Source organism: Psychrobacter sp. AOP22-C1-C5 (genome assembly GCF_052378885.1).
Taxonomy (GTDB): Bacteria; Pseudomonadota; Gammaproteobacteria; order Pseudomonadales; family Moraxellaceae; genus Psychrobacter.
Genome location: NZ_JBQSYC010000012.1, coordinates 50,841 through 64,510 on the forward strand (window position 1 = coordinate 50,841; position 13,670 = coordinate 64,510).

Annotated in this window: 14 protein-coding genes; 1 reads left to right on the plus strand and 13 read right to left on the minus strand. The window is 43.0% G+C overall.

All coding sequences use genetic code 11. From position 1 onward, the window contains the following. Window positions 1–12: 12 nt before the first annotated feature. From trmD to rpsP, 3 genes are all read right to left on the minus strand, one after another. Entirely contained in the window at window positions 13–777 is a 765-nt protein-coding gene (gene trmD, locus ACT3TH_RS12560) for a tRNA (guanosine(37)-N1)-methyltransferase TrmD (protein WP_444756169.1), read from the minus strand. 87 nt (window positions 778–864) lie between these two features. Continuing rightward, entirely contained in the window at window positions 865–1,398 is a 534-nt protein-coding gene (rimM, locus tag ACT3TH_RS12565; RefSeq protein WP_444756170.1) for a ribosome maturation factor RimM, read from the minus strand. Window positions 1,399–1,567: 169 nt separating this feature from the next. Then, window positions 1,568–1,837, minus strand: coding sequence for a 30S ribosomal protein S16 (gene rpsP, locus ACT3TH_RS12570; protein WP_444756171.1), 270 nt, complete (start codon window positions 1,835–1,837; stop codon window positions 1,568–1,570). A 441-nt stretch (window positions 1,838–2,278) separates the two neighbouring features. Between rpsP and ACT3TH_RS12575 the strand changes: the two genes are divergently transcribed. Continuing rightward, window positions 2,279–3,766, plus strand: a complete 1,488-nt coding sequence (locus ACT3TH_RS12575; protein ID WP_444756172.1) for an ATP-binding protein — start codon at window positions 2,279–2,281, stop codon at window positions 3,764–3,766. Between the two features lie 48 nt (window positions 3,767–3,814). Here the strand turns inward: ACT3TH_RS12575 and ACT3TH_RS12580 are convergent, their stop codons facing one another. From ACT3TH_RS12580 to atpE, 10 genes are all read right to left on the minus strand, one after another. Continuing rightward, window positions 3,815–3,994 (minus strand): hypothetical protein, encoded by a 180-nt coding sequence (locus tag ACT3TH_RS12580; RefSeq protein WP_444756173.1) that lies wholly within the window; start codon window positions 3,992–3,994, stop codon window positions 3,815–3,817. 145 nt (window positions 3,995–4,139) lie between these two features. Further along, on the minus strand, window positions 4,140–5,828 hold the full coding sequence (locus ACT3TH_RS12585) for an ATP-binding protein (protein ID WP_444756174.1): 1,689 nt from the start codon (window positions 5,826–5,828) through the stop codon (window positions 4,140–4,142). 312 nt (window positions 5,829–6,140) lie between these two features. Beyond that, window positions 6,141–6,857, minus strand: coding sequence for a response regulator (locus tag ACT3TH_RS12590; protein ID WP_010197939.1), 717 nt, complete (start codon window positions 6,855–6,857; stop codon window positions 6,141–6,143). Between the two features lie 621 nt (window positions 6,858–7,478). Further along, window positions 7,479–7,895, minus strand: coding sequence for a F0F1 ATP synthase subunit epsilon (locus ACT3TH_RS12595; RefSeq protein WP_444756175.1), 417 nt, complete (start codon window positions 7,893–7,895; stop codon window positions 7,479–7,481). 93 nt (window positions 7,896–7,988) lie between these two features. Beyond that, entirely contained in the window at window positions 7,989–9,422 is a 1,434-nt protein-coding gene (atpD, locus tag ACT3TH_RS12600; protein ID WP_444756176.1) for a F0F1 ATP synthase subunit beta, read from the minus strand. Between the two features lie 38 nt (window positions 9,423–9,460). Next, window positions 9,461–10,342: a F0F1 ATP synthase subunit gamma gene (atpG, locus tag ACT3TH_RS12605; protein WP_444756177.1), complete on the minus strand. Its 882-nt coding sequence runs from the start codon at window positions 10,340–10,342 to the stop codon at window positions 9,461–9,463. A gap of 208 nt (window positions 10,343–10,550) precedes the next feature. After that, window positions 10,551–12,095 (minus strand): F0F1 ATP synthase subunit alpha, encoded by a 1,545-nt coding sequence (atpA, locus tag ACT3TH_RS12610; RefSeq protein ID WP_444756178.1) that lies wholly within the window; start codon window positions 12,093–12,095, stop codon window positions 10,551–10,553. Between the two features lie 93 nt (window positions 12,096–12,188). Then, window positions 12,189–12,812, minus strand: a complete 624-nt coding sequence (locus ACT3TH_RS12615; protein ID WP_444756179.1) for a F0F1 ATP synthase subunit delta — start codon at window positions 12,810–12,812, stop codon at window positions 12,189–12,191. Between the two features lie 13 nt (window positions 12,813–12,825). Continuing rightward, window positions 12,826–13,296, minus strand: a complete 471-nt coding sequence (locus ACT3TH_RS12620; protein ID WP_444756180.1) for a F0F1 ATP synthase subunit B — start codon at window positions 13,294–13,296, stop codon at window positions 12,826–12,828. A 117-nt stretch (window positions 13,297–13,413) separates the two neighbouring features. Beyond that, a complete protein-coding gene (gene atpE / locus ACT3TH_RS12625) occupies window positions 13,414–13,662 on the minus strand; it encodes a F0F1 ATP synthase subunit C (protein ID WP_010197960.1) in 249 nt (82 codons plus the stop codon). Window positions 13,663–13,670: the final 8 nt, after the last annotated feature.

Genomic DNA, 13,670 nt, shown 5'->3' on the forward strand with positions numbered 1-13,670 from the left:
CCATTATAAAAGTTACTTTTTATCTGCTTTGGACAATGCTTTTAGCCACTTTGCTTGCTCTACCGTTGGTGTAAACGCTTGCCACAAGTCTGGACGACGCGTTTGCGTACGACTAACTTGCTGGCTAAAGCGCCACTTAGCGATATTGGCATGGTGACCCGAAAGTAATACTTCCGGTACTTCCATACCCGCAAACTCATGTGGCTTAGTATAATGTGGGCAGTCAAGCAATCCATCTACGAAGGAGTCTTGCTCAGCTGACTTATCGTCGCCCATGATATCGGGCAGACGACGTATCACACTATCCATTAATACCATTGCTGGCAGCTCACCACCAGTCAACACGTAATCACCAATTGATATTTCCATATCGACATACTGCGACAGTAAGCGCTCATCGATGCCTTCGTAACGACCGCATAATAAAATCATGCCTTCGTACTTAGCCATACTGACCACACTACTTTCGCTAAGCGTCTGTCCTTGTGGTGACATATAAATCACCGGACAATGCGTACTATCGACACGGCAACCATGTTGACTAGCCCGCACACGTGCATCTTCGATAGCTTTTGATAATGGCTCAGCCATCATTACCATACCGGGACCGCCACCATACGGGCGCTCATCAATACGGCGATAGTTATCAGTAGTATAATCACGAGGATTGATACACTCAATCGTAATCTGCCCTTGAGTGACTGCCCGCCCCGTGATACCAAAATCACGAATGGTGGCAAACATCTCAGGAAAAATACTTATGACTGCAAAATACATCTGATGTCTACTTGCACAGTGGCTAACAACGGCTAAATGAACCGGTATGAATATTTACAACGTTTAGGGATAAAGCCAAACGTCACATCAATAATCACTTGGCCATGCTACAAGAACCGTTTTCTCAGTCATATCGACCTGCATCACAGTTTGCTTATGCCATGGAATCAGGCGCTCTTCACTGTCCAAACTGTCTGAATTTGCCGTAACCCGCATAATATCATGGGCGCCAGTTTCAAACATTTCAGTAATCGTGCCCAAATACTCATCTTGCTCGTTAATAACGCGCAAGCTGACCAAATCCGACCAATAATATTCATCTTCTGCTGTTTCAGGCAAGACGTTTTGTTCGACCCAAATGGTAACACCATTCATGGTCTCAGCAACGTTACGATCAGGAACCTGCTCAAACTGAGCCACAATTCCTGTTCCTTGCTCACGCCAAGCTTTAACAGTCAAAGGTTTCATGCCAGTGGCAGTTTTCATCCACCACGGCTGCATATCGAATATTGCCGTACGATCATCCGTCTCGCTAAACACCCAAAGCCAGCCTTTGATACCATAAGGCTTCTTAAGCTGACCAATTTTCATAAGGGTACTAGCGTTTGGAACAGAGGACATAACGGCTAACCTAACGATGATTAAAACAACAATTGTAAAAACAATCGATTCAAAAGCTATAAACAGTTAATGGCGTACCCTGGTTAGACCAGTTACGCTATGTGTTCTAAAGTCTACTGAGTCATGCTCACAATCTTGCTATCAGCATCTCAGTAACAGCAACGAAAACTTAAGCAGAGGCTTCAGTTTGCGCAACAGACTTGTTATAAGCTTTTGCTAGTGAAGCAACGCGATCTGAAGGTTGTGCACCTTTTGCGATCCACGCATTGTACGCTTCCATATTTAGACGTACTGCTTCTTCAGACTCTTTAGCGAGTGGGTTAAAAAAGCCGATGTTTTCAATATAGCGACCGTCACGCGCGCGGCGTTGATCAGCAACAACTACTTGATAAAATGGGCGTTTCTTGGCACCGCCCCGTGCTAAACGAATAACAACCATGTGAATTCTCTCTTTCGCAGGTATACCAAAAAGGGCATAATTATATCACAGTCTATATTTATTGAAAACATAAACTGTGCTTATTTAATTATTTATTAACAATAGCTTAAATGCCTATCGATGTAAAACATAATTGATAATAACAATCGATTTTTAACGCAGTATATTGGTCTTTGCGCCGTGCAAAACCATGAGAGCAGAATAATCAAATATGAGAGTTTGGATAAATGTGAGTAATTGCTAATAAGCCATTATCATATTAACTGCCGTTTTAAAGCCCTCAGTGTTACTGATGGATTGTGCTACTCTATAGCTTTATGACGCTACAATGTACTGAAATGGTGCTATGCATCACACTATGCAGACTTGCCCTAAAAATCCGTTACCGGCTTTAGGCTTTACATTCAAATCAATAAGAATCTCTTAACGCCTTGGACTTATATGACCATACCAAACTCGCAACCTCGCCGTAAAGGTTGGCTAGCACGCTCCTACTCCAACACTTGGCTGACAACCTTGATGGTCTCTTTTATTGTTCTGATCAGTGTTGGCTTGTCGATTTTATTTTTTTGGCGCAGTCTGTATTTACCAGAACTTAAAAACCATGCGCGCTATTTGACAAGCGAGTTGCAGTTGATGATTAGCGTCAACGAAGACTGGCAAGATCGTCCTGATGTGCGTCAATGGATTTATCAGCATTCGCACGTGGTGGTCGTAAACAATCCCAATGACTTTCCAGAGGTGTCTGATAAAGCATTTGTTGGTGTGTTTACTGATGTGTTGCAACGTGAAATTGGCGCACAATTAGGTCGGCCTGTTGAGGTTTATTTTAAATTCAAACCTACCCCGCAGCTGTGGGTACAAGACAGCCGTGATGACAGTTTTTGGATTCGCGAACCAGTGGTTTATTATTCACAATATAGCCCAGGGTTGTTGGTATTATTCCTTATCGGGTTGCCTATTTTATCGCTATTAACCATTATTTTATTGGCACGGCAATTAAATCGTCCACTGCGGTACTTACAGCGTGCCGCGACCAATTATATCCGTCTTGGTCACGCCACCACACTGCCCACGCAAAAAGGCCCTACAGAAATACGTCAGGTAAATATGGCGTTCAATCGTCTATTCACTACTTTGAACCAAGCTCAAAAAGAACGAACGATCATGCTTGCTGGTATCTCACATGATCTGCGGACTCCTTTGACTCGTATGCGTTTGACAGCTGAGATGCTGCCTGATGATTTTTTTCGGGAAGGGTTGATTTACGATATTGAAGACATGGACGCTATTTTAGAGCAGTTTATCTCATTTATGAAAGATGGATCGGATGAGCCAGTCAGCTTAACCAATTTGGACACCATCTTTAATGAAATCATGGTGCAGTTTGCACCAATGGCGTTTGTTTACCAATCTGAATGTCACAAAGTTGTGCCCGTACGTCCTATGTCTATTAAGCGTTTGGTTATTAATTTGGTCAACAATGCCAAGCGTTATGGTCAGCCACCAATTTATCTGTCGGCGACCGTTGTGCCAACCTTTATAGAAACAATTGAAGATGAGGACAGCGATGTCGTTAGTGAAAATGCGGTCAATAAAGAAGCACAAGAGCAATTATTGATATGTGTGCGCGACTGTGGCAGTGGTGTTGCAGAAGACCAGCTAGAACGAATCATGCAACCTTTTGAGCGAGGAGAAACCGCACGAACCACACAAGGAAGTGGCTTGGGTCTTGCCATCGTAGACCGTATTGCAAGATTGCATCATGGTACAGTAGAAGCCATCAATCATCCTGACGGCGGTCTGCAAGTGTGCGTACGTATTCCCTTACTCTCTAAGGTTGCAGGCGATGATACCGTCGCTGCCGATACAGAAGCGGTCTCAGTTGCTAATGACAGCGTGCCGGATAACACAGACCAAAAAGGGTAGCGAGTAACAGGAAAATACGATCAACGCTTTGGTGTTGATCGATATAAACTAATCTTTTGTTCCAATAACAGGCGGAATATACTTGGCACTATTAGTAAACGCTAATGGCTGAGTGATTTCGTCTTTCGCAGCCTTCAGGGTTTGCGTCGTCGATGGCGGCTTAAAAAATAAATAATACCCCAGCGTTATCGCATTCAAAAGTACCAAACCACCAAATAAATACGGCATCTTTCGCCCTCCTTTCCTTTGAATCTACTTATAGCAAGAATCAGTTAACCGACAATAAATCTGCTCGCGAATCAAAGTATTCTATAATGCCTCAATCCACTTAAACATCTATTACCTAAAAACATTTACGATTTAATCCACCAGATTACTTCACCTCAAAATCACGTTCGCTTTTTTCTTGCGTTAATTCATCTGCAGCAAGAATCTGCGTCAGTGGTTTGATCGGCCATGTCATGACAAATCTGGCACCGCCGAGCTCTTCGCTCTCATCTACCTTCATACCGCCATTAAACCAAAAGGCAATACGCGACACAATCGACAGACCCAGACCATAGCCACCCGACGCTCTTGTTCGGCTGTCGTCCAAACGTGAAAAAGGAATAAAGACCTTTTCGCGATCCGCTTCGGGAATACCATGACCATCATCTTCAACCGTTACGAAAGCATTGCCTTTTTTGACGCCTGCACTAATGATAATCGTCGTCTCTGCATACCGCAACGCGTTACCAGCCAGATTCTGAATCACGCGGTGTAGGTAGCGTCGATCTGCAATTGCCGTTACTTTAGCATTTGGTAGCTTAGTGACGATCTTGATGGTTTTGCCCAACGCATTGGTCTCGCGTTCGACCTGCTCAAGCAATTCCCTAAGGTTCACAGGCTCTAAATCTAACTTTGGCGAACCTTCTTCAAGCTTGGCATAGGTCAAAATCTCATCAATCAAACCATTCAATGCTTCAATATCTTCATCGATATAATCACGCTGCATAAAGCGAGAATCTTCATCATCGGTATCAGCCAACATATCGACGGCAAAGCGGATACGAGCAACGGGCGTACGCAGTTCATGAGAGACGGCACGTGTCAATTCTCGCTGTGATTCAATCAAACGCTTGATATGCGAGGTCATTGCATTAAAAGTTGCCGACAAACGGGCAATCTCATCTTGTCCAATAACCTGAACCTGAATATCAAGATTACCTTTACTGACTTCATTGACACCGACTTGAATCAATTGTAGTTTACGCTCAAGCGGGAAAATAAGCGCATACACACCCAAACTGATTAAAAACATACTGATAAGAATCATACTGATAATCAGATTGAGTGGGAACCAGTTAAACAAAGGCACAGGACCAATCAAAATTGCCATGTCGCTTATTTCAGAAGGTACAACAATCTTGATAGCAGAGTTGGTTTTGCTACTATTGGTATCTTGTAATGAGATAACGACTTCATCACGCCGTAAGCGTGCCATCTGGTCTGAATCCAGATCCATTGTGTTTGATGCTTTTAACTCCAATGGAAAAGTAAACTTTTCTTCTAACTGAGCCAACCGTTCCCGTTTATCTGACAATGTCATGTAATACGACAAGTCGTCCAATAAAAATACAGCAATTGCTCGTACTTGCTGCTCAGTGACTTGCGATATTCTCGCTGTTAGCACATTTTTATTGTCTGGCAAACGATAATAAACATCGGCATAAATAGGTTGACTGACATAGCGAACCACCGTGCTGCCGTTTTCGAAACGTCGCAGTTCACTGGCGTTAAAATCTACCTCACTAATAGGAATGATGCTAAATTTTGAACCAAATAAGCTACTGGCATCCGACAGCCAATATTCACGCTGCTCTTCACTGTCTTGATGAGCAATTCCTTCACTTACCAGATGAAAAGCACCTGTTGCCATACTTTCACGGTAGGACTGCACGCGTTCTTTATTGATTGTATCCATCAATAGCTGGGCAAACAATGCCACACATAAACAGACTATGAGCAGTCCAGCATAAATACGAACAAAGATACTGTGTTTTAAAGAAGAAACTAATGACATACGTGCCGTGACCAACTTAAGGAATAAAAACTGCTGCTACCGTTTTACAGACAAACGCTGCATTATAAATGGTAACGAGCACTGTTGAGTAAAGCCATTTTGGCTGCTATATTTTAATTGACGGACAACCATTGCCTAAAACCACATCGATAATAGGTATACTTAATTCGCGTCCGTAATAATCGCTTAATTAAACCACATAACACTGCGTTTAAGTTTAAAAATTAAAATTTAGCCAAAAAAAACCAGCATATAGGCTGGTTTTTTATTTTACGGTGATAACCAGTAAGCTATTGCATAAGCAAGATAGACTTAATTGCCTTCTTTCACGAACAAATAACCCTTACTACGTACGGTTTTGATACGTTTTGGGTTTTCTGGATCATCGCCGATTTTTGGACGAATACGTGAAATGCGTACATCAATTGAGCGATCTTGACCATCATATTCGATACCACGCAAGCGCTCAAAAATGTCTTCACGCGATAAAATACGGCCAGCATTAGAGGCGAGCAACCACAATAGATCATATTCGGCGCTAGTGAAATCAACCAACTCATCGCCTAGATTAACTGAGCGACCACCATTGTCAATAACCAACTCGCCAAATTCTAGGCGTTGTGGCACATCTTCTGACGGTGCGTTTTCTGAACGGCGTAATAAAGCACGAATACGCGCAAGTAACACACGTGGCTGAGCTGGTTTTGCGACGTAATCGTCAGCACCCATCTCAAGACCAAGCACCTGATCCATATCTTCAGTACGAGCAGTCAACATTAAGATAGGATTCTGATAGTGCGGGCGAACTTCACGGCATACCGTAAGACCATCGCTACCAGGAAGCATGACATCAAGTACGACCAAATCTGGTTGTTCATTGACGATACGGCGAATAGCACGGTTACCATCAGTTTCAATTGCTACTTCTAAACCGTTTTTGACCAAGTAATCTTGAGTCAACATGGCTAGACGCTCATCATCCTCAACAATTAAGATTCGGGGGGTGTTGTCTTCTTCAGTTGTTGTCATTGTTATATCCTCTAATACATCTAATTTAAAAGCAGTAAAAGTAAGAGCGGTAAAATTAATAGCACCTTGAGCGGGTGCAATTGATGTTCGTATAGCTGTTACAAACTTGGTAGCACAGTATACTATTAAACCTACAGCTTCCTATACTATAGCTTATAGTCGTTAACAAAACCTATAAACTACACTCATTAAAACTTTAGTTTACGTCCGAAAATTACGCACTCTAAGCGAATAACAGTGAGTAAGGCGGATTTTGTTTACCCGTCACTGTTTAAATATATAGAAATAATCGAGCTTAGTGACTTGCGTAGCAACAGTACATTCAACCCCTACTCGATACTCATCATCTATCCTATCTAATATAACCACATATTGTCATTGTCGCCAGCAACATTTTTAGCAATTTCCTACTAATAGTTTATTCCTTTAGCATTCATACACATATTGTAGGACACCTTATATATTATGCATAATAATGTGCTAAAAATCTCTAATATAAAGATCCATAAAATGAATGTGAGACTAAGCAAGTCACCAAAACAGTAAATCATAGACATAAAAAAAACAGCCCATTGTGGGCTGTTTTTTTACTATTAATAAGGTCTAAATCAATCTACTAAACTAAGCACGATTCTTATATTTACGAATGGTCTGTAGTTGTGCCACTGACTCTGCTAATGAAGCCAAAGCTGCGTTGGTTTGTACCGTATCAGATTGGTTAACCAGCATTTGCTCAGCTTTTTTACGCGCTTCAACAATTTTGCTTTCGTCAAGATTGTCTGCACGCATTGCCGTGTCAGCCAATACTGTCACCATCTTCGGTTGTACTTCTAACACACCACCTGATACATAAATCACTTCTTCTTCACCGTTTGGTGTTTGCACTCGCATTGCACCGGGTTTTAGCAAAGTAATAAGCGGTGTGTGACCTGGCAATACACCAATCTCGCCTTCGGTGCCAGTAGCTATTAACATGCTAATTTCGCCTGAATACAACTCTTCACGAGCACTTACGACGCGACATTGTAACGTTGCCATACTTAACTCCTTACAATCAAAACTGCGATGCGTGACCTACTGGCAAATAGGCTTGTTAAAGCCTATCTGCCCTTTAGCAAATGCTAACACAACTTACGCTGCAGTAGATTTCATTTTCTCTGCTTTTGCAACGACTTCATCGATGCCACCAGCCATATAGAATGCTTGCTCTGGTAGGTCATCGTATTCACCAGCGATGATTGCTTTAAAGCTAGCAATGGTATCGCGTAGTGGTACATATTTACCAGGTGCGCCAGTAAAGACTTCAGCAACGTGGAATGGCTGTGACAAGAAGCGCTGAATCTTACGCGAACGATAAACTACTAGCTTATCTTCTTCTGATAACTCATCCATACCCAAAATGGCGATGATGTCTTTTAACTCTCTATAGCGCTGCAAAATTTCTTGCACACCGCGAGCAACATTATAATGCTCTTCGCCAATCACTAATGGATCTAACTGACGTGATGTTGAATCAAGTGGATCAACCGCAGGATAAATACCTTGTGATGCGATATCACGGCTTAGTACAACTGTCGCATCCAAGTGAGCAAACGTCGTTGCTGGTGATGGATCGGTCAAGTCATCGGCAGGTACATATACAGCTTGAACTGAAGTAATTGAACCTGACTGAGTCGACGTAATACGCTCTTGTAGCATACCCATCTCTTCAGCCAGTGTTGGCTGATAACCAACCGCTGATGGCATACGACCAAGCAAAGCTGATACTTCAGTACCCGCTAGCGTATAACGATAGATATTATCAACGAATAATAATACGTCACGACCTTTACCAGTAGTAGGATCTTTAGTATCACGGAAGTACTCAGCCATCGTCAAACCAGACAGTGCAACACGTAAACGGTTACCTGGTGGCTCATTCATCTGACCATATACCATCGCAACTTTAGATTTACTAAAGTCTTCGGTGTTTACAACGCCCGCTTCTTGCATTTCGTGATAAAAGTCGTTCCCTTCACGAGTACGCTCACCAACGCCAGCGAACACGGACAAACCTTCGTGTTTAAGAGCAATGTTGTTAATCAATTCCATCATGTTGACGGTTTTACCAACACCAGCACCACCAAACAGACCAACTTTACCACCTTTAGCGAACGGGCAAAGTAAGTCGATAACTTTGATACCGGTCTCTAATAGCTCAGTGCTGTTTGACTGGTCCGCATAGCTTGGCGCTTCACGGTGAATAGACCATTTTTCATCAGCGATTACAGGACCTTCTTCATCGATAGGACGACCAAGAACATCCATGATACGGCCAAGCGTACCGATACCGACAGGCACAGCGATAGGAGCGCCCGTGTTGGTGACCGTTAAGTTACGCTTTAGGCCTTCGGTTGAACCCATTGCAATAGTACGTACGATACCATCACCTAACTGTTGCTGGACTTCTAGTGTGGTTTCGGTACCATCTACCTGCAAGGCATCAAAAATTTGAGGAACTTCGTTACGGTTGAACTCAACGTCAAGAACCGCGCCAATAATCTGTACAATACGACCGCTACTCATTGCGTTCTCCTTGAACTTCTATATATAGGTGTAGTCAATTATGAAACAGCAGCAGCACCGCCAACGATTTCCGATATTTCTCGGGTAATCGCCGCTTGACGCAGCTTGTTATAAACCAACTGTAAATCGTTAATAAGGTCACCAGCATTATCTGTTGCCGCTTTCATCGCAACCATACGTGACGACTGCTCAGAGGCAATGTTTTCCATTACCGCTTGATAAACAATCGACTCAATATAACGGCCAAGCAACTCATCAATCAAAGTCTTGATGTCAGGCTCGTAGATATAATCCCAGCTAAGTTCTGTCTGTATACCGCTGTCTTCACCATTTAGAGAACCTTCTGGAAGAGGTACTAACTGATTGACCGTCGGTTTTTGAGTCATGGCATTGACGAATTGATTGTATACTACATAGATACGGTCTAATTTACCGTTACTATAGTCTTCAAGCATAGCCTGAACAGGTGCGTTTAATTGCTCAAACGTTGGTTTATCGCCATAATCAGTGACTGCTGAGGTGACTTTACCGCCAAAGTTTTTGAAGAAACTTACACCTTTAGCGCCAATGACTGCAAACTCAGTTTGTACAGACTGGTCTTGATACTGCTGAATACTTTTAGATAATGCTTTGAATAAGTTAATATTCAAACCACCCGCCAGACCGCGGTCAGAGGTAATGACAATGTAGCCAACCTTATTGACCGGACGCGATACCATGTACGGATGTTTGTAGTCTGATGAGGCATGCACCAAATGTGAAATAACCCGGCGCATACTATCAGCATACGGGCGACCCACTTCCATGCGCTCTTGAGCACGACGCATTTTACTCGCCGCTACCATCTGCATAGCGCGAGTAATTTTTTGGGTGCTTTTAATACTGGTGACTTTGGCACGTATCTCTTTTAAGCTTGCCATAATGATTCCAATATAAGAGGGTTAAAAAGCATTGGCGCATGCGACAATCATTTAATATATAACATCAGTCTTACAGAATAATATTTTATATCTTGTGCATTACGCGATCTAATACCGTAAATGGTTAAAACAGTGGCGCAAATATCTGGTTAGACAACGCGCCACTTTATAAACGACAGTTATAACCAATCCGGCTTAACCCGTTAAATTAATAACTGTGATTTTGTTTAAAGGTCTCTAAAGCTGACTTTAAACGACCTGCGATATCATCGTTGTAGTTCGCAGTGTCATCAATCTCACGCATCAATTCACTTTGCTCATCATGCATGTAACGTAAGTAAGCTTCTTCAAAAGAACCAATCTTTTCAACTGGAACGTCAGCTAAGAACCCTTCGTTTGAAGCATAGATAACAGCGGCTTGCTCAGAAACTGACATTGGCTGATACTGCTTTTGCTTCATCAGTTCGGTTACGCGCTCACCATGATCAAGCTGTTCACGAGTCGCGTCATCAAGATCAGAGGCAAACTGAGCAAATGCTGCTAGTTCACGATACTGAGCCAGTGCTGTACGGATACCACCAGATAGCTTTTTAATAATCTTAGTCTGAGCTGCCCCGCCCACACGCGATACCGAGATACCAGCGTTTACTGCTGGACGGATACCTGAGTTAAATAGACTTGATTCTAAGAAAATCTGACCATCAGTAATTGAAATTACGTTGGTTGGTACGAACGCAGATACGTCACCTGCTTGAGTTTCAATGATAGGTAGCGCGGTCAAAGAACCCGTTTTACCTTTCACTTCACCGTTAGTGAATTTTTCTACATAGTCAGCATTTACACGTGATGCACGCTCAAGTAAACGTGAGTGTAAATAGAATACATCACCAGGATAAGCTTCACGACCTGGCGGACGACGTAATAGTAGTGAAATTTGGCGATAAGCGACAGCTTGTTTTGATAAATCATCAAATACGATCAGTGCATCTTCACCGCGGTCACGGAAGTATTCACCCATCGTACAACCTGAGTACGGTGCAATATACTGCAGCGCTGCTGGCTCTGATGCTGAAGCAACCACAACCGTGGTATATTCTAATGCGCCAGTTTGTTCAAGCTTACGTACGACGTTAGCAATGGTCGAACGTTTCTGACCGATTGCAACATACACACACTTAATACCAGACGACTTCTGCGCGATGATCGCATCGATAGCCATCGCAGTTTTACCTGTCTGACGGTCACCAATGATAAGCTCACGCTGACCACGGCCAATTGGAATCATAGTATCAACGGCTTTATAACCCGTCATTACTGGTTGATCTACTGACTGACGGTCGATAACGCCTGGAGCGATTTTTTCGACTTTGTCAGTCATTTTAGCATTGATAGGACCTTTGCCATCAATAGGATTACCCAAGGCGTCAACAACACGGCCTAGCAGCTCAGGACCTACTGGTACTTCAAGGATACGACCAGTACAATAGGCTTTTTGACCTTCTTGCAGCTTTAGGTAATCACCAAGTACTACCGCGCCGACAGAATCACGCTCTAAGTTAAGCGCCATTCCATAGATTTCGCCTTCAAACTCAATCATTTCGCCGTACATGGCATCTTCAAGACCATGAATCTGCACGATACCGTCAGATACTTTGACAATCGTGCCTTCATTCTTTGCAGTTGCACCCGCATCAAGGTCTTGAATACGCTGCTTAATCAGGTTACTGATTTCCGCTGGATTCAATTGTTGCATTGCCTTGTTTCCTTTAATTTATGATAACCCGCCTACTGACTTAAATGCTCTTACAATCACGCAGATATTAAATGGCTGCGCCGATGAATGGCATTAGGCAGTTAGCTGTGTTTTTAACTGTTGTAACTTGCCGCGTATCGAATCGTCAATAACTTTGTCACCGACTTTGATAGTAGCGCCTGCCAATAGACTTGGATCGACCGACTCGTGAATCACCACACTAGCATTTAACGATGCGGCAAGACGCGTTTGAAGCATTTCACGCTGAGCGTCGGTCAATGGATAGGCAGAGGTCACATATGCGTCAAGCTGCTTTAAGCTTATTGCCTTGTGGCGGCGATAATGCTCATAAACTTCAGGAAGCAGCACCAGACGCTCTTGTTCTGATAACTGTTTAACGAAGTTACTAAGTGCTACTGATACTTTTGGATAGCTGGCGTTACTGTCAGGGCGAATCCCTTGAGTCTCACCTAATAATTGCTTAAAAGCAGAATCATTAGCGCTAGCCACTTGCGTATCATAAAGATCGACCAAAGCAGCTGACTTATGCTCAGCAGAAACAGCTGGATTGTCTAGCCAAGTACTGAAAGACTTGTCACTGACAACGGTACTGGCAATAAATAAGAAGTTTTCCCACTCATTTACTACCCCGTTTTCGTTGGCATAGTCAAACGCGGCTTTAGCGTACGGTCGTGCTAATGTTGATAAGTCAGCCATTATATCCTCACAATTACAGCTTCGCCGCCAGTTGGTCTAACATGCTGGCATGTTTTTGCGCATCGACTTTGTCTTGCAAAATCTTTTCTGCACCAAGTACAGCCAGTTCAGCAACTTGGGCACGCAATGACTCACGCGCTTGATTGATTTCTTGGTCGATAGACGCTTGGGCTTGTTGACGAATACGCTCGCTTTCTACTTGGGCTTGCGCTTTGGCATCTTCAACAAGCTGGTTTGCACTCTTGTTCGCTTGCTCGATTAAAGCTGCAGCCTTGGTCTTCGCACGGTCAAGTTCGTGTTGGACATCTTGCTCCGCGGTTGCCAAATCTGCTTTTGCTTTTTCTGCGGCATTCAGGCCTTCAGTAATTTTACGCTGACGTTCATTAATGGCACCGATCAGTGGTGGCCACACGAATTTCATGCAAAAAATCACAAATATTGCAAAAGCAATGGCTTGACCGACGAGGGTAAAATTGATATTCACGTGATCACCTCTTTGTTAATGAAAAATCAGTTTCATTGATCATGTTTGGCAGTCAAATCTTGACTATATTTGTTAGACAATCCTTGAGTACCAAACATTTACAACTGAGCTTTCGGATTAACCTGCTAGAGGGTTAGCGAACAACAATAGCATAGCAATACCAACACCGATCATCGGAATAGCATCAAGAAGACCTGCTACGATGAACATACGAGTTTGCAATTGTGAGCCAAGTTCTGGCTGACGCGCAACACCTTCTAAGAATTTGCCGCCTAGAATAGCAAAACCAATACCTGTGCCAAGTGCGCCAAGACCGATAAGTAGTGCTACTGCGATAACTGTGTAACCACCTAATACTGGATCCATTGATGTAT